The sequence below is a fragment of the Flavobacterium sp. CSZ genome (assembly GCF_015350725.1).
Lineage (GTDB): Bacteria > Bacteroidota > Bacteroidia > Flavobacteriales > Flavobacteriaceae > Flavobacterium.
This window is the reverse complement of sequence record NZ_JADKPQ010000014.1, coordinates 68187-90415: the sequence shown is the minus strand read 5'-3', so window position 1 is coordinate 90415 and position 22229 is coordinate 68187. Positions and strand designations below refer to the sequence as shown.

Here is a 22229-nt window from a genome sequence, read left to right as displayed (position 1 = left end):
GAAAGTAACAAAGTCTTCCCTTTTGACTATTGATCATTATCTTACTATCTTCGCATTCAGATGTAACTATTTCTATGCTATTTCAGATAAAATCTTATTTAAAATTCCTTTGGAATTCAAAAAACGAACACGGAGTACATTCGCCATTCGTATTTAATTTATTGACGAAATGTTTTTACGATAAAAAATCGAAACCCGAATATTCGATCCTGAAAAACTATCGAAAATCGCTTTTAGAAAATAAAAATTTTATAGAAGTAACAGATTTTGGTGCGGGATCAAAAGTATTTAAATCGAATACAAGACAAATTTCGAAAATAGCAAAAACCGCAGGAATTTCACCAAAACGTGCCGAGTTACTTTTTAGAGTTACCAATTATTTCCAATCTAAAAATATTCTGGAAATAGGAACTTCATTAGGTTTAGCCACTTCTGCATTAGCATTAGGAAATCCAAAAGCAAAAATAATTACACTCGATGGCTGTCCGGAAACCGGAAATGTTGCAAAAAACCATTTAGAAAATTTTGATTGCAAAAACGTTGACACAATTATAACCGAATTTGAAGACTTTTTAGTTCGTACAAATCTGCAATCTACAGATTACGACCTGATCTATTTTGACGGCAATCATTCGAAAAAAGCAACCTTAGCCTACTTTGATTTGCTGTTAACCACTATCACAAATGATTCCGTTTGGATATTCGATGATATTCACTGGTCACCAGAAATGGAAGATGCCTGGGAAATAATTAAGAATCATCCAAGAGTTACCGTAACTATTGATACTTTTCAGTGGGGATTTGTGTTTTTCAGGTACGAGCAGGAAAAAGAACACTTTGTAATTAGGACATAAAAAAAAGGCAATCATTTCTGATTGCCTTTTTAATACTAATTCAATTTACTTAATTATTTTTTAGCAGCTTTATTTTCTTCTGATTTAGCTCCCATTCTGTTAAGAGTGTACATTGGAGCAAATTTCACTTTCAAACCTGCAATTTTTCTATTGTCTTCAGATGTAAGTCCTTCTTTTTCAACTGTATTTTTACGACTGTCAAGTGCTTCATACATTAATTTTACTTCATCCCAATCTTCACGAGAATATTTATCTTTATTATCCTCTACTGTATGTACAAATTGTTGGTATACACTATGAATATTTTTAGCGTTTACCCAGTCAAAATTCATATCATCGCCAATTTTTCCTTCACCAAATAAGGCGTTTCTTAATTGTTGTTTTGGGCTTGGAGCAGGAGGGGCAAAAACGGTGGTCATTTCATTTTTAAACTCTTCATATTTTAGCTTACTCTCATTTATTTTTTGTGTTGCTGCTGAATTGTCTTTTAGATCGGCAAGTGCAGTTTGAGCTTCCGCAGCTTTTCTGTCGTATTCAGCTTCCACATCTTTCCAATCGGCTTTTAAATCATCGGCTTTTACATTTTTAACCGAATCTACGTAGGCTACATAAGCATCGACTGTTTTTTGAGCTTTTTCCTGTTTTTCATCTTTACACGATGTAAATGCTAATGCAATAAATGCAATTCCTGACAATAATTGTATGTTTTTCATAATTCTGATTATTTAAGATTAGATAACAAATATAGTTAAATTTTTAAATAAAAATAAATAATTATCATTTTTTTAATATTTAAAATTAAAATAATTCAATAAAATTTTAAAAATATGATAATTATGTAAAATCATTTTATAATCATATAACAACTTTTTCAATCAATGAAATATAATAATATAAAAACTATTGCTTTGGGGGAGCAAAGCCCTATATACAGTTGTTTTGTAACAAAAATCAATTTCAGGCTACTTATCGTTTATTGAAAAGTGTTTTGTACTTTTAAATCCAAAATTGTAAATCGAAATGGCAAATCCATTAATTAAAATAACCAACATCAAAAGAGATTTTGTATTAGGTAACGAAATCGTCTATGTCTTAAAAGGTATAGATTTAGAAATCAACAAAGGCGAATACGTAGCTTTAATGGGACCATCAGGATCCGGAAAATCAACTTTAATGAATTTATTAGGTTGCCTGGACACGCCAACTTCCGGACATTATGTATTGAATGGAAAAGATGTGAGCCAAATGAAAGATGATGAACTGGCCGGAATTCGAAACAAAGAAATTGGATTTGTATTTCAAACCTTTAATCTTTTGCCCAGAACTACCGCTTTAGATAATGTTGCCCTACCCATGATTTATGCCGGATATTCTAAATCTGAACGTAACGAACGTGCGATTGAAGTTCTAAAACAAGTAAATCTTGCCGACAGGATGGATCACCAGCCTAATCAGCTATCAGGAGGTCAGCGCCAGCGTGTCGCCATTGCCCGAGCTTTGGTCAATAAACCGTCGATTATCCTGGCCGATGAACCTACCGGAAACTTAGACAGTAAAACCTCTGTAGAAATCATGAAGCTTTTTGGTGATATCCACGCTCAGGGAAACACCGTTATTTTGGTAACCCACGAAGAAGACATCGCAGCTTATGCGCATCGTGTAATACGTTTGCGTGATGGATTGATTGAAAGCGACACGACGAAGTAATTTTAGATTTTAGATTATTTTCTAAATCTAAAAAAACTTAGTCACTTAGCATCTCAGAAACTTATCATCTAAAAAAAAAATGAAAGTATACACAAAAACCGGAGATAAAGGAACGACAGCTCTTTTTGGAGGCACGCGCGTTCCTAAAGATCACATTCGTATTGACAGTTACGGAACTGTTGACGAACTGAACTCTTATATAGGTCTTATTCGCGATCAGGAAATCGATGCGCATTATAAAACTATTTTAATCGAAATTCAGGATAGATTATTTACCGTTGGAGCCATTTTAGCCACTCCGGCAGAAAAAGAAGTTTTAAAAAACGGTGAACTTCGATTGAAAAACCTTGGAATCATAGAGTCTGATATCGAATTATTAGAAAACGAAATTGATAAAATGGAAGAAAGTCTTCCGCAAATGACTCATTTTGTTTTGCCAGGCGGACATCCTACCGTGTCACATTGTCATATTGCACGCTGTATTTGCCGTCGCGCAGAGCGTTTGGCAGTACATTTAAGCCATAATGAACAGGTTCCTGAAATCGCAATCAAGTACTTAAACCGACTTTCTGACTACCTTTTTGTCTTGGCACGGAAGTTGTCCTCAGACTTAAAAGCGGATGAAGTGAAATGGATTCCGAGAAAATGAAATTTTAGATTTCAGACTTAAGATTTTAGATTAAGAGCTTAAAAATCTAAAATCAACAATCTAAAATCCGCAATTTATAGAGACGTTCTTAAATTTTACTAAAATAAATCAAAATTTACTTGTCTTTTTCAGTAAAAAATTTATTTTTGCACAAACTAAACAGATAACAGATGTATTGGACATTAGAATTAGCATCTTATTTAAGTGATGCGCCATGGCCTGCTAACAAAGATGAACTTATAGACTACGCCATTAGAGCTGGTGCTCCATTAGAAGTAGTAGAAAACCTTCAATCAATCGAAGATGAAGGAGAGATATATGAATCAATGGAAGAAATTTGGCCTGATTATCCAACAGACGAAGATTATCTTTGGAACGAGGATGAATATTAAAAAATAAACCAAAGAAAAAAGTCTCATCACCGAGGCTTTTTTTTTGGTTCAAATACACATTTACATAAAATAGAAATACAATAAATCATGAGTTTCATAAACAGTATTATTAAAGTCTTTGTAGGTGATAAATCACAGAAAGATGTCAAAGCTTTACAGCCCTATTTAAACAAAATTAAAACATTCGAAACCAGCTTAATGAGTTTGTCTCACGACGAATTGAGAGCCAGAACCGTATTTTTTAAAGAAAAAATAAAAGAAGCAAGAGCTGATAAAGATGCTAAAATTGCTGCACTTAAAGCAGAAGTTGAAAACATCGAAGACATCGACAAAAGAGAAGATCTTTATGATGCTATCGATTCTCTTGAAAAAGAAGCATACGAAATTTCAGAAAAAACTTTATTGGAAATTCTTCCGGAAGCTTTTTCTGTTGTTAAGGAAACAGCGCGTCGTTTTAAAGACAATTCATTTATTGAAGTTACTGCAACGCCAAAAGACCGCGAATTTTCAGCTACAAAAACGTATATCACTATAGAAGGTGAAAAAGCAGTTTGGGCAAACAAATGGAATGCTGCCGGTAAAGAAATTACCTGGGACATGATTCACTATGACGTTCAGTTAATTGGTGGTATGGTTTTGCACGAAGGTAAAGTTGCCGAGATGCAAACGGGTGAAGGAAAAACTTTGGTAGCTACACTTCCGCTTTACTTAAATGCTTTGACAGGAAACGGAGTTCACTTAGTAACGGTGAATGACTACTTAGCAAAACGTGATAGTACATGGAAAGCACCTTTATTCGAATTTCACGGTTTAACTGTTGATTGTATCGATAATCACCAGCCAAGTACAGAACAAAGAAAAAAAGCATACGACGCAGATATCACTTACGGAACCAACAACGAATTTGGTTTTGACTACTTAAGAGATAACATGGCACATTCTCCTGGAGATTTAGTGCAAAGAAAACACAATTACGCTATTGTCGATGAGGTCGATTCTGTATTAATTGATGATGCAAGAACGCCGCTTATTATTTCAGGACCGGTTCCTCAGGGAGATCGTCATGAATTTAACGAGCTGAAACCAAAAATCGAAAACTTAGTAGCACAACAACGTCAGTTAGCAAATGGTTTCTTAGCTGAGGCTAAAAAACTAATCAAAGAAGGAAACACTAAAGAAGGTGGATTCTTATTATTGAGAGCTTACAGAAGTTTACCTAAAAACAAAGCATTAATTAAATTTTTGAGTGAAGAAGGAATCAAACAATTACTTCAGAAAACCGAAAATCAATACATGCAGGATAACAATCGCGAAATGCATAAAGTGGATGAAGCTTTGTATTTTGTAATTGAAGAAAAAAACAACCAGGTTGAATTAACTGATAACGGTATCCAATACCTTTCAGGAGATACAGATCCAGACTTTTTCGTACTTCCGGATATCGGGACTGAAATTGCAGCGATCGAAAAACAAAAACTGGATAAAGATGGTGAAGCCGAAGCTAAAGAAAGATTATTCCAGGATTTTGGAGTAAAAAGCGAGCGTATTCACACTCTTACTCAACTTTTAAAAGCGTATGCTCTTTTTGAAAAAGATGTAGAATACGTGATCATGGACAACAAAATTATGATTGTCGATGAGCAAACAGGTCGTATCATGGATGGTCGTCGTTATTCTGACGGATTACACCAGGCGATCGAAGCAAAAGAAAATGTAAAAATCGAAGCTGCTACACAAACTTTTGCAACTGTTACATTACAGAATTATTTCAGAATGTACAGCAAATTAGGTGGTATGACAGGTACAGCGGTTACAGAAGCTGGAGAGTTATGGCAGATTTATAAATTAGACGTTGTGGAGATTCCAACCAACCGTCCGATTTCAAGACAAGACAAAGAAGATTACATCTACAAAACAACACGTGAGAAATTCAACGCTGTAATCGAAGATGTTACTGAATTATCTAATGCAGGAAGACCAGTATTGATTGGAACAACTTCTGTAGAGATTTCAGAATTATTAAGCCGAATGTTGAAAATGAGAGGCGTTACCCATAACGTTTTGAATGCTAAAATGCACAAACAAGAGGCACAAATTGTAGAAGAAGCAGGTAAAGCCGGAGTTGTAACTATTGCAACCAACATGGCTGGTCGTGGTACCGATATTAAATTATCTCCAGAAGTAAAAGCTGCCGGAGGTTTAGCAATCGTGGGGACAGAGCGTCATGATTCGCGTCGTGTAGACAGACAGTTACGTGGTCGTGCAGGACGTCAGGGAGATCCGGGAAGTTCTCAATTTTATGTTTCTCTAGAAGATAACCTAATGCGTTTATTTGGTTCTGAAAGAGTTGCTAAAGTAATGGACAGAATGGGACTTCAGGAAGGTGAAGTGATTCAGCATTCTATGATGACTAAATCTATCGAGCGTGCTCAGAAAAAAGTAGAAGAAAACAACTTTGGTGTTCGTAAACGTTTATTAGAATATGATGACGTTATGAACTCTCAACGTGAAGTAGTTTACAAACGTCGTCGTCACGCTTTGTTTGGTGAGCGTTTGAAACTTGATATCGCCAATATGCTTTATGATACTTGCGAATTGATTGTGAGCAACAATAAAATAGCAAATGATTTCAAAACATTTGATTTTGATTTAATTCGTTATTTCGGAATTACATCTCCAATCTCTGAGGCAGATTTCACAAAATTATCAGATATTGAAGTTACTGGAAAAGTATACAAAGAAGCTTTGGCTTTCTACACTGAAAAAACAGAAAGAAGCGCCAGAGAAGCTTACCCAATTATTCAGGGAGTTTACGAAGAGCCAAACAACCAATTCGAACGTATCGTAGTTCCGTTTACTGACGGAATCAAGACTTTGAATGTTGTTACTGATTTGAAAAAAGCATACGACAGCCAAGGTGCTCAATTAATTGCTGATTTCGAGAAAAACATCACTTTATCTATTGTTGATGAGGCATGGAAAAAACACTTACGTAAAATGGACGAATTGAAACAATCTGTTCAATTAGCCGTTCACGAACAAAAAGATCCATTGCTTATTTACAAATTAGAAGCCTTTAATTTGTTTAGAGGAATGTTAGACAACGTAAATAAAGAGGTTATCTCATTCTTGTTCAAAGGTGATTTACCAGCTCAAAACGTTCCTGAAATTCACGAAGCAAAAGAAGTTCGTCAAAAAGAAAACTTCAAATTAAGCAAAGACGAAATTCTAAACAGCGAAGACATCAACCGCGAAGCTGGAGAAACACAACAACGTCAGGTTACAGAAACTATTGTAAGAGACATGCCGAAAATCAATCGTAATGATACTGTTACAGTTCAGGAAGTTGCAACAGGCAGAACTGAAGAAATGAAATTTAAAAAAGCAGAAACTTTAATCGCTTCTGGCGCTTGGGTTCTTGTTAAATAATATTTTTTTTCTAAAATAATAAATTGAATAGCCTCCAGCTAAAGCTGGAGGTTTTTTTTTGATCCACACCAGGCTTTAGCCCAATTTTAAACGTTTAAAATTGGGCTAAAGCCATTTTTATATTCTATATCTAAACTCCAGCTAAAGCAGGAGTCTATTCAAAAAAATTTCTCACACCATGGTCCGGTTTTAAATTGTGTTTTGATTTTTTTCACAAAGTCACAAAAATGCTCGTATTTAATAATAATAAAAATGTATTTTTGCTGCCGAAACAACGAAATAAAATCTTGAAGAAGTTTATTATCATAGTACTTTCCTGTATGCTTCTGGTGCCATCTTTTGGCAGTTTCTTTGTTTATACCTCTTTCAAATTAAATCAGGACGAAATTTCGAAAACCATTTGTGTACAACGCAAAATGCTTTTTAATTCCTGTAATGGCCGATGCGAACTTCAAAAAAGTTTAAAAAAATACGCCGACAACGAAAAGAAAATGCAAAACAATCTAAAAGAAAAAGTAGAGATTGTTTACATTCAAAATACAATTACAAACGATTTCAAATTAGTAACTCCAATAGAATCTAAAGCAAAACTTTTTGCTGTTTTAGATCAAAAACCTATTGCTGTTTCGACCACTACTTTTCGCCCTCCCTCCTATTTTATATAATTTTTAAAATCACATTTCAATTCTGTTGAGATGAGTTTTTCGTTGTTGCCAAAACAACGAAACCATGCTTACGCATATTTTAAATTTAAAATTATATAAAATTCATAAAATGAAAAATACTTTATACAAAGCCCTTGCTCTTGTCGCAATTAGCCTATCATTAATCTCGTGTTCTAACGACGATAACAACGAGACAAGTTCAGCAAACGGAAACATTACTTTAAAATTCGACAATGCTTTTGGTGCCAACGATCTAATTTTAAATACGCAAGGCAACACTACTTCAAACAGCGAAGTACTAAAAATTAGTCTTGTAAAATATATTGTTAGCAACGTTGTACTTACAAAAGCTGACGGAACTACTTTTACCTACCCTAAAAGCAAAAGCTATTTTATTGCTGACGAATCTACTGCTGCCGGACAACAGTTTAAACTAACAGATATTCCTGCAGGAGATTACGTAAAAGTAAAATTCGGAATTGGAGTCGACGAAGAACAATGGAAATTAGGCGCTGCCGAACAAGGCGATTTTCTGGCTCAGGCAAACGATGCCGGCATGTTGTGGTCCTGGGCTGCAGGATATAAATTCTTTGCTCTCGAAGGAACTTTTACATCACCAACTGTTACCACATCAACTCCTTTTATGATTCACACCGGAAAAACCGGAACAGACTACAACTATACCGAAGTAACAGTAGACCTGCCAACAAAAGCTTTGGTTCGCGATAACATCACTCCTGCCGTTCACATTATTACAGATCTTTCTAAAATTATCGACGGCAAAAACAAAATCAAACTTTCTGATAACAACGCTGGCGGAATGGGAGCTATGATTATGGGCGGAGCCAACTTACCGCTGATTACGCAAAACATCAGCGCTATGTTTAAAGTAGATCACGTACATAACGACTAATTTTTTCAGGAGCACAAAAGTTTTGGTTCACCAGAAATAACGTCCCGCTATCCGCTATATCTTTTGTGTCCGCCGCGGCGGACACAAAAGGATGTCGCTTCTATCGGGGCTAAACCAGAACTTTTTGTGCTTTTAATTAAACATAAAAATCATGCTGAAAATAAAATATTTTCTATGGCTGATGATTCCGTTGTTATGGAGTTGCTCTAGTGAGGAAGACCAATATGTAAATATTCCATTAGAATTTACTGTTCCGTCAAACTTTCCTGCTTTAGCGTACAATATTTCACTGAATCCGCCAACAGAAAAAGGATTTGAACTGGGCAAAAAGCTATTCTACGACGGACGCTTAGCGTCTGATGGAGTAGTTTCCTGCGGGTTTTGCCACATACAAGCCAACGCTTTTACGCATCACGGACACACGGTAAGTCATGGTGTAGACAATGCGCAGGGAACCAGAAACACACCGTCGATTCAGAATTTGGCGTACCAGACTACATTTATGTACGACGGAGCCGCAGATCATTTAGACTTGCAGCCTATAATTCCGTTGACGAGTATTATAGAAATGAACGGAAATCTGAACGCTATTCTAAAAATGATGAAAGCCGACAAAGAATATCAAAAATTATTTGGATTAGCTTTTGACGATGGCGCGATTACGACCGAAAATATGCTAAAAGCACTTTCGCAATTTATGGTGATGATCGTTTCCTCCAATTCAAAATTTGATAAATACAGACGTAATGAAGCTGGCGGAACTTTCACGTCAGATGAATTAGCGGGTTACGATTTGTTCAAATCAAAATGTGCTTCGTGCCATGCGACCGATTTACAAACGGATAATTCATTCCGCAATAATGGTTTGGCTGTAAACCCAATGGTAAATGATGTTGGCCGTTATAAAGTTACAGAACTGGCCAGTGATTATTACAAATTCAAAGTACCAAGTTTGCGAAACGTAGAGGTTTCAGGACCTTATATGCACGACGGAAGATTTGGAACTCTTGAAGGCGTTTTGGATCATTATGCAAGGGGTATCGAGGATTATCCAACATTAGATCCTATTTTAAAACAGAACGGGAAATTTGGAATATCTCTTAATGCAACTGAGAAAAAACAAATAATTGTCTTTTTGAAAACACTAACGGATAATCAGTATTTTACAGATAAGCGCTTCTCGGAGTTTTAAGAAAATTAGCCCACGGGTTTTACGAATTACACTGATTAACGCAGATTAAAAGCAATTGAGAATCATATTAAAAAAAATCATTTAATCTGTGGCAAAAAACAAAAATCATAATAAAAACCGGAGTCCTAGCCCCCATTGCAGTGGAAAGCCTTTTTGAAAAAAGACCTAATTTTTCTTGGGTTTATAAAGCGACCAGCGGAAGCTTTATAAAAACATAGAAAAATGGGATTTTGATAAAAGCTTGAAACGAAAAGCGGGATCAGCTCCTAAAAATAATGAAATTTAAAATGAAAAAAATAATAGTAATGTTGACGCTTTTTGCTGGATTTTCGGCCTTTAGTTTTACGGTAAAAGATAGTATTTCGGGCTTTACGTTTCAGCGTTTGGCGATGATGGAAGATTTTGATTGCGATGCCTGCGGATGTTCAGCAAGTGGCGGAAGTATGGGTTTTGGCTCGATGCTGAACAATAATTTTGTGGGCTTGAGATATATGAAACAAAGTTACACGAGCCGCGACGGAATCTTTGCCAATTCGCCCTGGATTGATGAAGATTTTAATACGATTCAGGCTTGGGCAAGAATTCCAGTGACGGAGAAAATTCAGATTTCGGCATTGGTTCCGCATCATTTTAACGAAAGAACATTGACGGCCGGAACTGAGAATATTGAAGGTTTGGGAGATATTACCGTAATGGCTTTGTATACGGTTTTTGAAACAAAAAAAGACAGTACATTTTTTTCACACAAAGTAAATCTTGGTGGTGGTGTAAAACTTCCGACAGGGAAATTTAAAGAAGCTAATAATTTAGGCAGCGTGAATCAGAGTTTTCAGTTAGGAACCGGAAGCTGGGATTTCCCGATAGTTTCTGAATATGTAGTGAAACATAAAAATTTGGGCTTAAACACAACGCTGAATTACATTTTTAAAACCGAAAACAGTAAAAATTACCAATACGGCGATCAGTTTAATTATGCGGGAACGTTCTTTTATTTGTTCGATTTAAAATCGGTTCAGATTGTTCCACAGGCTGGTTTGGCGGGTGAAGTTTATCAGACTAATAAGCAGTATAATTTAGATTTGCCCAATACGGCGGGTGATATTTTGTTTAGCAAATTTGGTATTGAGGCCGGAAAAGATAAATTTTCGGTTGGGTTAAACGTAATGTTGCCCATTAACCAAAACTTATCAAGCGGTAATATGGAGGCAAATTACAGATGGAGTGTAAATTTGAATTATACACTTTAATTAATATTTAAAAAGTTTACAATTCGTGCCGTTAGGCACCAAATATTGGTAGAAAATATCAATTTAAATAAACATAGCGGGCCGTAGGTACGCAACAAAACAATAATTACGTACCTACGGCACGCCAACGAATTTCAAATCAAATAGGCTACCAATATTTTGTACCTAAAGGTACGTTTCAACTTTTAATTAATAAAGATTCACAAAACAACGAAACAAGCTTTGAGAAAAATCATTATCATATTTCTTTCTATTATGCTTTTGATGCCATCATTTGGCATTTTCTGCGTTTATACCACATTCAAATTAAATCAGGAAGAGATTTCGAAAACCATTTGTGTGCAGCGCAAAATGATTTTTAATTCTTGTAATGGTCGTTGTGAGCTTCAAAAAAGCCTTAAAAAATATGCTGACAACGAAAAGAAAATGCATGACAATCTGAAAGAAAAAGCAGAAGTAATTTATATACAGAATATTGCTTTAAATCCTTTCAAATTAGTCGCACCAATAACATCGAGAAAAGCCGTTTTTGCTTATTTCGATAAAAAACCAATTTCGGTTTCGAATGCTACTTTTCATCCTCCCTCTTATTTGATATAGATTTTAGTTTCGCTTTTCAATTCTTTTGAAGGGCTTTTACTCGTGTTCTACCAAGAGAATACCTGTTACTTTTTAAAATTTATATCATTTAAAATGAAGAAAATATATCTCATCCTATTGCTTATAGGTCAATGTGTCGCAGCACAAAATAAAGTCGAAAAAGATACCACAAAATCTCAGGAACTTGAAAACGTTTTTATAACGGCCAATCGTACAGCTACTTTACGCAAGGAAACTCCGGTTGCTATTAGCAAACTGACTGCTAAAACTATCAACGAAACCAAGGCGACAGCGGTTTATGAAATTATCAATAAAACTCCTGGAGTATTGATGGTGAACTTAGGCAACGAGCAACATATGATGTCGATTCGTCAGCCTATGACTACTAATGCTTATTATTTATATCTCGAAGATGGTTTGCCGATTCGGCCAATGGGAATCTTTAATCACAACGCTTTACTGGAAATTAATCAGTTTAATTTGCAAAGTATCGAGGTTGTAAAAGGTCCTGTATCCTCTTTATACGGACCTGAAGCGGTTGGCGGAACTATCAATTTAATTTCGCAAAAACCACCTGTTGATCCGGAATTTAAATTTGGGGTTCAGGCTGACAATTATGGTTACAGAAGATTTCAGGCCGCTGGTGGTGCAACAATCGGGAAAGTTGGTTTTCATATTGCCGGAATTTCGAGTTTGCAGGAAAACGGCTGGATGACGTATTCTGATTATAACAAAGACAATCTGAATGCGAGAATCGATTATAACATCTCCCCTTCGACCCGATTGATCAGTAATACGATGTACGGAAAATATTATTCGGACATGAGCGGAACGGTTATTGAAGAGGCTTTTAATAACAGAACCTACAAAAGCACTTCTAACTTTACTTATAGAAAATCTCAGGCTTTACGAACACGATTAACATTAGAACATGATTGGAACCCTAATTCAAGCAGTTACATTACAGGATATTTACGCGATAACAAATTAGGTCAAAACCCTTCGTACGGAATAAGATGGAGTCCAACCATAAATCCTACAACTGCTAAAGGCGAAGTCAACTCGAATAACTTTAAAAGTTATGGCGCAATTGGGCAGCATACTCAAAAGTTTGATTTCTTGAATGCCAAATTGGTTGCCGGAGCTTTATATGATTATTCTCCCGTAACCTATTGGTCTTATGTTATTGATCTAAAAGCCAATCTAAATCCTGGAGAAGCCGGAAAACAAACCGTGAGTTCTTACGAAATTATTGCAGAACATCCAGATTCAAAATTGGCGGATTATACTGCAGACATTTTCAACTCTGCCGGATATGCACAAATGAGTTTCAATCCAATCGAAAAATTAATTATTACTCTTGGCGGTCGTTATGACAACATGAAAGTGAACTATGACAATGCTTTAGACAAATCTACCGGCAGTAAAGTTTATGACAAAATGACTTTTAAAGCAGGTGTCAATTACAATCCGTTTGAATTTGCAGGTTTTTATGGCAATTACTCGCAAGGTTTTGCGCCTCCCGGAATTACATCTATTTTCAGGACCAAACCCAGAACTGGCGGAACAACAGGAGTTCCTGCTGATTTTTATTATAATCTGGAGCCTGCCAGTTTCGACAATTACGAACTGGGCGGATGGCTTTCTTTCTTTCAAAATAAGCTGAATTTTGATTACGCTTTGTATTATATGGAAGGTAAAAATGAATTGCTAAACATTAAACTCGCTGATAATTCGACCGATTATCGTTCGGCTGGAGAAACGCGTCATAAAGGAGTTGAGTTTGGCGCTTCGTACCGTCCGTCAAAACAATTCAATATTCGTGTTGGCGGAACTTATGCGCAGCACACTTATATCGACTTTGAACTTTCTGACAAACCAAGCGATCCTGTTCAGAATCTGGACGGAAAAGAAATGCCTGCAGCACCAAAATGGTCTGGAAATTCTGAGGTAAGTTATTACCCCAACTGGCTCCCGAATCTTAGAACTTCTGTGGAATGGCAACTTGTTGGAAGTTATTATCAGGATCAGATCAATACCGTAAAATATAGTGGTTATAATATATTCAATGCCAGAATCGGTTATCAATGGAAAAAAATTGAAGTATACGGAAACGTACTTAACCTGACGGATAAATTATATGCTTATAATGTTTCCCGAGCCAATACCGCAAACGCTCAGCCAACTTATACAGCAGCCGCGCCAAGAACTTTTGTGTTTGGAATACAGTATAATTTTTCATTAAAAAAATAGAAAATTTATGCCACAGATTAAAATAATTAAAAAGATTAAGGAATTTTAAAATTTGAACCATTAAGATATTAAGATTCATTAAGCGAAATTTAACTTTTCTTAATTTCTTAATGGTAAAAAAATCATTTTAATCTGTGGCAAAAAAATTAGCGAAATCATAAAACTATGAGCAAAGAAATAAATAAGGACAAAAAGTCTAAAAAGAAGGATTCAAAGTTTGTCAAGAAAATCAAACAGCACATGTACAAATGGCATCGTGGGATTGGGTTAGTCACCATTATTCCGGTGATCTTCTGGACGCTTTCAGGATTAATGCATCCGTTTATGGCGCATTTCTTTAAACCAGAAATTGCGCACGATAAACTGGAAACACCAATAATTGATAAAACGAAACTGCACTTTTCGATTCAGGAAGTTTTACAGAAAAATGAACTTACACAATTTAAAAATTTCAGAATCGTTTCGTTCAACAATAAAACCTATTATCAGCTGAAAACTATAATTGGTGAACTTTGGTATTTTGATGCTTCGACTGCTGAAAAACTGGAAAATGGAGATCAAAAATATGCAGAATGGCTTTCGCGTTATTTTCTGGATGACCAAAAAAGTGCCGTAAAAAATAGTGAAGTTGTAACCGAATTTACTTCGCAATACAAGTACGTAAACCGTTATTTACCGGTGTACAAACTCAGTTTCGACCGTCCGGATGCCATACAGGTTTATGTAGAAACATCATCTGGCAAACTAGCCACTTATAACCCAACTTCAAGGCAAGCATTTATCTGGTTCTTTGACACGTTTCATAATTGGTCGTTTATTGATTCCATATCAAATAATAGTATCCGAATCATTACCATGATTTTCTTATTATCCATCATTGGATTTTCTGCCTTGAGCGGAATCCTGATTTATGGTTTATTGTGGAAACAATTCAAAAAAACAGATAGTTTAGCACCTAAAAAAGGCCTTAGAAAATACCATCGCCAAATTGGGATTTGGGTTTCACTTTTTACTCTAACATTTGCTTTTAGTGGCGCCTATCACGCCACCACAAAATGGAATCCGTATACTTTATCGCAAATGGTTTATGAACCAACATTCGAAACTAAAGAAATTCCGGTTGCCAATACTAATCTGGATTTAGACTGGAGCCGTTTCCAGAATGCGGGTATTATTACTTTAAATGATACGACATATTTTCGTTGTGAATTGCTTGAAAAACAAAAATTCAAAACATCGAAATCAGATTCTAATGCAAAATGGAATAAAAAAGACGATCCAAAATCTGAGGTGGTTTACATTAATGCCGCCACTAATGAAGTTGCGCCAAATCTGGACTTTCGATACGCGGAATTTCTGGCTTATTATTTTACAGATGGAGCACCTAAACTTGCTTGTTGCGAAATGGATCAGGGTTCAGATGAACCTCATACTTCTTTAGAAAACGTAAAATTATTAGAATCTAAACTCTTAACTGATTTTAGCAGTCGCGAATATGGTTTTGTCAACAAAAGATTACCGGTTATAAAACTGGCTTACGACACACCGCAAAAAACAACTTATTTCATCGAAACTGCTACTTCAAGATTGGCTGCTGTAGTTAAAAATAGCGATATGATAGAAGGTTACTCGTTTGCCATCCTCCACAAATTTTTATTTATGGATTGGGCAGGAAAAAACATTCGCGATCTAACAATGGTTGTAGCCGCACTGACTATTTTGATTGTTAGTATTTTGGGATTTATTTTGTTTTTGAGAAAATAAAAAATCTTGCAAAGTCAAGTCGCAAAGTTTTTTTATTAGCCACAGATTAAAAAGATTAAAAAGAATTATTTCACGCAGATTCTGCAGATTTAGGCAGATTTATTTTTTACTAAATTATAATAACCCTGCTTATTTTTTTTTAAAATCTGCGTGAAACAAAATAAAACTTTGCGACTTAGCTCCCGATAGCTATCGGGATTGCGATATTAAATTTATAATTATTATCAGCTTGTCTGGTACAAGTTTTTTTCTCAGCAACTTAGAATCTTAGCCTCTTAGTAACTTTATCTCGGATTCTCTTCAAAATAACGCGCCTCAATTCGTTTAATATCTTTAATCGAATTTTTAGCCCAGGCCAAACGTTTCTCCAGAATTTCTTCTTCGGATAAATGCCAGTTGATATCTGATTTTTGTAATCTGTTGGTTAGGTTCTGAATGATGATGGCTGCAGAAACAGAAATGTTTAAACTCTCTGTAAAACCAACCATTGGGATTTTAAGAAAACCATCGGCTTTTTCTAGAATTTCCTCGGATAATCCATCTCTTTCTGTTCCGAAAAATAAGGCACTTGGTTTTGTAATATCAAAATCTTCCAACAAACAGTCATTTTCATGAGGCGTTGTGGCAATAATTTGATATCCCTGATCTTTTAAAGTCGAAATACAATTGGTAACCGAATCGAACTGGTTGATGTCTACCCATTTTTGGGCACCCATGGCAATTTCTTTATCGATCTTTTTTCCGTAACGCTGCTCGATAACATTGAGTTCCTGAATTCCAAAAACTTCGCAACTGCGCATAACAGCACTTGTATTGTGCATCTGAAAAACATCTTCTACAACAACTGTAAAATGCTTTGTACGATTTCCGAGTACTTTTAAGAATTTTTCTTTGCGGTTATCAGTCAGTATATTTTCAAGGAAAGCGAGGTAATCTAAATCAATCATTATATTCGTGTTTCCCGCAAAAATACACCATAATTAAAACAGAAAGAAATTTCACCTCCATTTTCAACTGTCTTAATAGGCAACTAAACTATTATTCAGTTTTTCATGCAAAATGTTGAGTTTCGAAAAATCGATTTGCAAAGTTTCTTCTTTAAACTCATCTCCTGTAAAAACGGCATTTTCATTTTTAGAATGTCTTTTTAAACGATCATACATTTTTTCTAATTCATCATTAGCATAATCAACTTTTATAAATGGGATAAATTTCTCCAGAACTGCTTTCATTCCATCATTATAATTAAGCATTACAACGTTTGTATCTCTTTTATAAAAATCAAGAAATCCCTGAAAATATTTCTCGAGAACTAAACCTCCATATTGCTCCAAAGTATTTTCACTGATTTCTTTAGCAGAAATTCCAAAAACAATCGAAGGCAATAGATTAGGAACCATATGCATTCCCTTCAATTTCTGATGCGATTTTAAAACCTCTGTTGGGTTTCTATAAAGTAATGCGAAAGGAATTTCAGGATAAATTGATCTTAAATACGACGCCTTAAAAATATGCCAGGCATCGAGTTTTATAATTAAATGCTTTTGTTCAGGATATCTTTTTTGGCCGAGTAATTTTATTACTGATTTTAATAGCGACGTTTTTTTATCGTCACTAAAAAGATCACTTCTTAAAATTTGATCGATAATTGGCGCTTCAGAAACCATTATATTTTTTGAAGAACTCGCCAAAGACTGACTCAACATCGTAGAACCACATCTTGACACATGAAAAACCAGTGATTTTAATTCTGCGGAAATTAATTCATTAGACCAATCTATAAGATTCTCTACAGTACTTACTACTTTAAATGGTTTCGAATTAAAAGCATGACTTCTACACTTTGCTATACTTTCATCAAAAAACGGATCGGCATATTTTATATCTGCCAAATAAATCCATTCGAAATAAATCTCGTTGTCTTTTTCTATTAACTTATAGGGAATCCAATTTGAAAGAGGATGATTTTGATTTTCCATTTGATAATTTTATTTTGATTGTAAATCGGCAATAATTTTGGCCCCGGCTTCTGACGGATTTCGGGAAAGTTCATCAATAATTAGCTGTTTCATTTCGTCAGAATATTGATTCTCTTTTGGCGGTTCATTCATATCAAAACCCATGTTAGTAAATAATTGATCAGACCAGTCGTTTCTTATACAGTCCAGTGTAAAATGAATGCGAGGTTCAGCACTTTTGTTTTCTACACTATGCCGAAGCTGAAAATTGGCATACCAGCACTCCCCCATTTTCATAGGAACACGCTTTTTATCTACATAAAAAAAGACATTATCATTGGTTATAATAGGTATGTGAATTCTAAAAAAACCATCTTCATAAGAGGTGTCATTATCTACATGCTCCGTAATTTCGCTTTGAGGATCTAATCGAAGTAATCTGACAGCTTCTTTTTCGCATTGAAACCAATCCATAATTTCTCTAAAATAATGGCAGCGCTCCAGTAAATTGGTGTTTTTATACTCTTTGTTTGGAAAAGATGTAATGTCATTTATCAAACCCGATTGCGACCTTAGGGAAACGCTTGTCCATTTTCCCTCGTAGCCATTGGTATTAAAATGCGGTGTCCATAAATCATTTTCGCATATCACAAGATCTTCTTGTAATTTATCTATCGAAAAAGAAATGGGAAGTTGACTCGAAGAAGGATTCATATACTAAAGGATAAAGTTATTCAATATTCAGATAAATTATTAATGATAAAATTATAGAGCTTATTTGTCGAAATACTCTCGGCTTCTACATCTGTTTTCAACACTAAATCTGCATTGGATGGAATTTCAAAAACATCGCTTATTCCGGTAAAATTGCTGATTTTATTACGGTCGTTGTCCGGCAGCAAAGCTTTTTGATACAATCCTTTTGGATCTCGTTTAATGAGATTATTTATCGAACAATCTAAATATACCGTTCTGACAAACTCATAGGTTCTTAACTCGTTACGCAGATTTTCATAAGGATTAATCACCGACATTAAAACGATTGTATCTTCTCTAACAAAGTTTTGTCCCACCTGAAACAAACGCCTGATATTTTCGCACCTGTCTTCTCTGGAAAATCCTAAATCACTGCAAATGGTTTTGCGATAAACATCTCCATCAACGATTTCGACCTTATAACTTTTATCCGCTAACAAATGCCGGACATTTTGAGCCAATGTGGTTTTACCTGATCCTGATAATCCTGTAAACTGAATTAAAATCATTGAAATTTTGGTTTGATTTGTAACTCATTAAAAATAAACATTCTGTAAGACTCTTACAATAAGTATAATTACGCTTTTATTAGCTGCAAAAAATAAAAATCCAAAATGTGCCTTTAGGTACAGAATGCTGGTAGTCATTAGATTCTGCTATTCTTTGGCGTACCGTGGTACGCAACAAAAACGATTGCTATTGTCTACCTGCGGCACGCTAAATCTATTCCCATTCTTATTTCTACCAATATTTGGTGCCTAACGGCACAAAATATATACTTTAACTTTTTTATTCCCATAAATCACTATTTTTATCCTTCAATTGAATAAGATGAAAAAGAAATTGGTTGTTTTAACCGGAGCCGGTATAAGTGCTGAAAGCGGTATTAAAACTTTTCGCGACAGCGATGGTTTATGGGAAGGATATGATGTAATGGAAGTGGCAACTCCTGAAGGCTGGAGAAAAAATCAGGAATTGGTTTTGGACTTTTACAATAAAAGACGCCAGCAGCTTAAAGAAGTGAAACCTAATTTAGGTCACAAAATTTTAGCCGAATTAGAGCAGGATTTTGATGTACATATTATTACGCAGAATGTAGATGATTTGCACGAACGCGCCGGAAGTACCAAAGTCTTGCATTTGCACGGAGAATTACTAAAAGTACGAAGTACTCAAAACCGTCATTTAATTCTCGATTGGCCAGACGACTTATATACAGGAGATCTGGACGAAAACGGACATCAGCTTCGACCACATATTGTTTGGTTTGGCGAAGATGTTCCGGCTCTGGAAGAAGCTATCGAAATTACAGAAACTGCTGATTATTTTGCCGTAATTGGTACTTCATTACAAGTTTATCCGGCAGCGGGATTGATTTCATATACTTATAGTATTACGCCCGTTTTTTATATTGATCCTAAACCAATTGCGATCCCGAATATTCAGAATAAAGTAGAAGTTATCGCTAAAGTCGCCTCAGAAGGTGTTTCGGAATTAAGAGAACGATTATTTGAAATAGAAAAAACTTCATGATATTCGAAAGTTGGTTACAGCAATTATCTCAGTTCAATTTATTGACGTTGTTTATTTTCTTCCTGGCAGAAAATGCAATTCTTTTGTTTCTTTCGATAATGCTCGGAAAAATAATTGAATACGAGAATACAACACTTGATAAAAAGGATCGAAAATGGATTTTTTCGACCCTCATTTGTAATACCTTAATAACGCTTTTAGGATATGAATTGTATTATTTTGGGATTATGAAAGTAAATTTTACACCATCACTTCTCTCCATAGTATCAGATACTTTGCTCTTGATTTTCATAATGGATTTCTTTATGTTTTGTTTTCATTATCTGGTGCATAAATTAAAATGGTTTTACCCAATTCATCAGCTTCATCATACCCATGTTGAAACGAGTGTTTACAGCTTACTTGTGCTTCATCCTATAGAAACTTTTGGATTTGGAATTATCTGGTTATTTTCGATCACGATATTTCAATTCAATTTTATCAGCATTATCATTTATCTGGTTTTAAATCTTTTGTACGGGATATTTGGACATTTAAAAACGGATATTTTTCCTGATTTTTGGTATAAAAGCCGTTTAACAAATTGGATCTCAACAACAAAATTTCATTCGGACCATCATAAAAATGAATCTCATAATTTTGGTTTCTATTTTACCATTTGGGATAAAATTTTTAAAACAACAATTTAATTTATTAGTTTCTATTATAATAACTCTTCAGTAATTTTCAGAAGTTTTAACAATAGCTTATATTTGTGCCTTTCGAAAAACAACATAACAATGACTACTTTAAACGAATTGAATGCTATATCACCAATTGACGGACGATATAGAAGTAAAACCCTTTCATTAGCTCCATTTTTCTCTGAAGAAGCCCTAATAAAATACCGAGTATTAGTTGAAATTGAATATTTTATTGCTTTGTGTGAAGTTCCTTTGCCACAACTTGCAGGTGTAAACCCAAATTTATTCGACAGCTTACGTGATATTTACAAAAATTTCTCTACTGAAAATGCTCTTTGGATAAAAGAAACAGAGAAAGTAACCAACCACGACGTAAAAGCAGTTGAATACTTTATCAAAGATGCTTTTGAAAAACTAGACTTATCTCAATACAAAGAGTTCATTCACTTTGGTTTAACTTCTCAGGATATCAATAATACTGCGATTCCGCTTTCTACAAAAGATGCGTTTGAGCAGGTTTATATGCCATCATTAATTTCTTTAATTTCTAAATTGAAAGAATTAAGCGTAGAATGGAAGGATATTCCGATGTTGGCACGTACGCACGGACAACCGGCTTCTCCTACTCGTTTGGGTAAAGAGATTTTGGTATTTGTAGAACGTCTTGAAGAGCAAATGCGTTTGTTATTTAATATTCCGTTTGCTGCTAAATTTGGTGGAGCAACAGGAAACTACAATGCGCATCACGTTGCTTACCCACAAATCGACTGGAAACAATTTGGTAATAAATTTGTTGAAACTGATCTTGGTTTACACCACTCTTTTCCAACTACTCAAATTGAGCATTACGATCATTTTGCTGCGTTTTTTGATGCCTTAAAAAGAATCAATACGATTGTGATCGATTTAGATCGTGATATCTGGACGTATGTATCGATGGATTATTTTAAACAAAAAATCAAAGCTGGAGAAATTGGATCTTCGGCAATGCCACATAAAGTAAACCCTATTGATTTTGAAAACTCTGAAGGAAACTTAGGAATCGCCAATGCTATTTTTGAGCATTTAGCAGCTAAATTACCGGTTTCAAGATTACAACGTGATTTAACAGATAGTACTGTTTTACGTAATATTGGTGTACCAATTGGCCATACAATCATTGCTTTTGAAGCTTCTCTAAAAGGTTTAAACAAATTACTTTTGAATGAAGGTAAATTTGCTGAGGACTTAGAGAAAAACTGGGCTGTTGTGGCTGAAGCTATTCAGACTATTTTACGTCGTGAAGCTTATCCAAACCCATATGAAGCTTTGAAAGGTTTGACCAGAACAAATGAAGCTATTGATAAAAAAGCGATTCATAATTTTATTGCAACATTGGAAGTTTCTGATGCTGTCAGAGCTGAATTAATGGCAATAACTCCTAGTAATTACGTAGGAATTTAAAGAAAACTAAAAATATTTTCTCAAAAAAAGCTATCTTTATCGAGATAGCTTTTTTTTATTTAATACCGGGATTTTAGCCCAGATTACTTCACTTAACTTTTATTTTCATAGGAGTTCAGTGAATGTCATTTGAAATGAAAAGCCTTTTACGAAAAAAGCCCTATTTTTTTGCAGGTACAGAGCGACCAACG

20 protein-coding genes are annotated in these 22229 nt (G+C 35.0%); 15 read left to right on the top strand and 5 right to left on the bottom strand.

What is annotated here, in order from left to right; genetic code table 11:
* The first annotated feature begins 74 nt into the window (after positions 1 to 74).
* Positions 75 to 854: a class I SAM-dependent methyltransferase gene (locus IRZ78_RS16625; RefSeq protein WP_194617610.1), complete on the top strand. Its 780-nt coding sequence runs from the start codon at positions 75 to 77 to the stop codon at positions 852 to 854.
* Between the two features lie 53 nt (positions 855 to 907).
* On the opposite strand, the gene IRZ78_RS16620 is transcribed toward IRZ78_RS16625, so the two are convergent.
* On the bottom strand, positions 908 to 1567 hold the full coding sequence (locus IRZ78_RS16620) for a DUF6565 domain-containing protein (protein WP_194617609.1): 660 nt from the start codon (positions 1565 to 1567) through the stop codon (positions 908 to 910).
* A gap of 307 nt (positions 1568 to 1874) precedes the next feature.
* On the opposite strand from IRZ78_RS16620, the gene IRZ78_RS16615 reads away from it, so the two are divergent.
* From IRZ78_RS16615 to IRZ78_RS16565, 11 genes are all read left to right on the top strand, one after another.
* Positions 1875 to 2561, top strand: coding sequence for an ABC transporter ATP-binding protein (locus IRZ78_RS16615; protein WP_194617608.1), 687 nt, complete (start codon positions 1875 to 1877; stop codon positions 2559 to 2561).
* A 79-nt stretch (positions 2562 to 2640) separates the two neighbouring features.
* Complete coding sequence (locus IRZ78_RS16610) at positions 2641 to 3210, top strand: cob(I)yrinic acid a,c-diamide adenosyltransferase (RefSeq protein ID WP_194617607.1); 570 nt, start codon at positions 2641 to 2643, stop codon at positions 3208 to 3210.
* A gap of 170 nt (positions 3211 to 3380) precedes the next feature.
* On the top strand, positions 3381 to 3602 hold the full coding sequence (locus IRZ78_RS16605; protein WP_007138072.1) for a DUF2795 domain-containing protein: 222 nt from the start codon (positions 3381 to 3383) through the stop codon (positions 3600 to 3602).
* Positions 3603 to 3689: 87 nt separating this feature from the next.
* The gene (secA, locus tag IRZ78_RS16600) at positions 3690 to 7031 is read left to right on the top strand and encodes a preprotein translocase subunit SecA (protein ID WP_194617606.1); all 3342 of its coding nucleotides are present in this window, start codon (positions 3690 to 3692) and stop codon (positions 7029 to 7031) included.
* A gap of 287 nt (positions 7032 to 7318) precedes the next feature.
* Positions 7319 to 7696 carry a hypothetical protein gene (locus IRZ78_RS16595; RefSeq protein ID WP_228520512.1) on the top strand — a complete coding sequence of 126 codons (378 nt, stop codon included), beginning with the start codon at positions 7319 to 7321 and terminating at the stop codon, positions 7694 to 7696.
* A 109-nt stretch (positions 7697 to 7805) separates the two neighbouring features.
* Positions 7806 to 8609, top strand: coding sequence for an MbnP family protein (locus IRZ78_RS16590; RefSeq protein ID WP_194617605.1), 804 nt, complete (start codon positions 7806 to 7808; stop codon positions 8607 to 8609).
* Positions 8610 to 8760: 151 nt separating this feature from the next.
* A complete protein-coding gene (locus tag IRZ78_RS16585; protein WP_194617604.1) occupies positions 8761 to 9801 on the top strand; it encodes a cytochrome c peroxidase in 1041 nt (346 codons plus the stop codon).
* Positions 9802 to 10088: 287 nt separating this feature from the next.
* On the top strand, positions 10089 to 11048 hold the full coding sequence (locus tag IRZ78_RS16580) for a transporter (protein WP_194617603.1): 960 nt from the start codon (positions 10089 to 10091) through the stop codon (positions 11046 to 11048).
* Positions 11049 to 11270: 222 nt separating this feature from the next.
* Positions 11271 to 11648, top strand: a complete 378-nt coding sequence (locus tag IRZ78_RS16575; protein WP_228520511.1) for a hypothetical protein — start codon at positions 11271 to 11273, stop codon at positions 11646 to 11648.
* 93 nt (positions 11649 to 11741) lie between these two features.
* On the top strand, positions 11742 to 13901 hold the full coding sequence (locus IRZ78_RS16570; protein WP_194617602.1) for a TonB-dependent receptor: 2160 nt from the start codon (positions 11742 to 11744) through the stop codon (positions 13899 to 13901).
* Positions 13902 to 14066: 165 nt separating this feature from the next.
* On the top strand, positions 14067 to 15665 hold the full coding sequence (locus IRZ78_RS16565) for a PepSY-associated TM helix domain-containing protein (protein ID WP_228520510.1): 1599 nt from the start codon (positions 14067 to 14069) through the stop codon (positions 15663 to 15665).
* A gap of 284 nt (positions 15666 to 15949) precedes the next feature.
* Here IRZ78_RS16565 and IRZ78_RS16560 read toward each other — a convergent pair whose 3' ends face one another.
* The 4 genes from IRZ78_RS16560 to cysC form a co-directional block, all read right to left on the bottom strand.
* Positions 15950 to 16612 carry an RNA methyltransferase gene (locus tag IRZ78_RS16560; protein ID WP_121320266.1) on the bottom strand — a complete coding sequence of 221 codons (663 nt, stop codon included), beginning with the start codon at positions 16610 to 16612 and terminating at the stop codon, positions 15950 to 15952.
* 72 nt (positions 16613 to 16684) lie between these two features.
* On the bottom strand, positions 16685 to 17644 hold the full coding sequence (locus IRZ78_RS16555) for a sulfotransferase family protein (protein ID WP_194617601.1): 960 nt from the start codon (positions 17642 to 17644) through the stop codon (positions 16685 to 16687).
* Positions 17645 to 17653: 9 nt separating this feature from the next.
* A complete protein-coding gene (locus IRZ78_RS16550) occupies positions 17654 to 18337 on the bottom strand; it encodes an aspartyl/asparaginyl beta-hydroxylase domain-containing protein (RefSeq protein ID WP_194617600.1) in 684 nt (227 codons plus the stop codon).
* Positions 18338 to 18357: 20 nt separating this feature from the next.
* Positions 18358 to 18888, bottom strand: a complete 531-nt coding sequence (gene cysC / locus IRZ78_RS16545; RefSeq protein ID WP_194617599.1) for an adenylyl-sulfate kinase — start codon at positions 18886 to 18888, stop codon at positions 18358 to 18360.
* 322 nt (positions 18889 to 19210) lie between these two features.
* Here cysC and IRZ78_RS16540 point away from each other — a divergent pair, with 322 nt between their 5' ends.
* From IRZ78_RS16540 to purB, 3 genes are all read left to right on the top strand, one after another.
* The gene (locus tag IRZ78_RS16540; protein WP_194617598.1) at positions 19211 to 19912 is read left to right on the top strand and encodes an NAD-dependent deacylase; all 702 of its coding nucleotides are present in this window, start codon (positions 19211 to 19213) and stop codon (positions 19910 to 19912) included.
* Positions 19909 to 20601 (top strand): sterol desaturase family protein, encoded by a 693-nt coding sequence (locus IRZ78_RS16535; protein WP_194617597.1) that lies wholly within the window; start codon positions 19909 to 19911, stop codon positions 20599 to 20601. The genes IRZ78_RS16540 and IRZ78_RS16535 overlap by 4 nt, the downstream gene beginning before the upstream one ends.
* 90 nt (positions 20602 to 20691) lie before the next feature.
* Positions 20692 to 22038, top strand: coding sequence for an adenylosuccinate lyase (gene purB / locus IRZ78_RS16530; RefSeq protein ID WP_194617596.1), 1347 nt, complete (start codon positions 20692 to 20694; stop codon positions 22036 to 22038).
* The last annotated feature ends 191 nt before the right edge of the window (positions 22039 to 22229 follow it).